The organism is Streptomyces sp. DH12, assembly GCF_020873895.1.
In the GTDB taxonomy this organism is placed as follows: Bacteria; Actinomycetota; Actinomycetes; order Streptomycetales; family Streptomycetaceae; genus Streptomyces.
Genome location: NZ_JAHWGT010001500.1, coordinates 1 through 404 on the forward strand (window position 1 = coordinate 1; position 404 = coordinate 404).

Annotated in this window: 1 protein-coding gene; it reads left to right on the forward strand. The window is 77.5% G+C overall.

Going from position 1 to position 404, the window contains the following annotated elements:
* Positions 1-404 (forward strand): ABC transporter permease (locus LPA54_RS40765; protein WP_228985460.1); only part of this gene is annotated, 404 nt, incomplete at both ends.

Sequence of the window (404 nt, forward strand, 5' to 3'; positions counted from 1 at the left end):
TCGGCTACGCCTCCAACCCCTGGCAGCGGGTCTACACCCAGGCGCACGGCGCGCACGTCACCCTGCACACCACCGCGTCCGCCTACGCGGACTGGCTGACCGGTCTGGACGGGGTGCGGTCGGTCGCCGGCCCCTACCCCACCTCCTCGCTCACCCTCGCCTCGCAGGGCGGCCGGGCCTCCGTCGAGGTGCGCGGCACCCGGGACCGGCCCGAGGTGGGCCGCCCGATCGTCACCTCGGGACACTGGCTCGACCCGGCGACGCCCGACGGCGTGGTGCTGGAGAGCGGCCTGGCCCGCGCCCTGCTCACCGCCCCCGGCGACACCCTCACCGTGCCCGGCACCGCACGGCGGTTCACCGTGGTCGGCGTCGCGGACAGCGCCGAGCCGCGGTTCCGGCCCGGC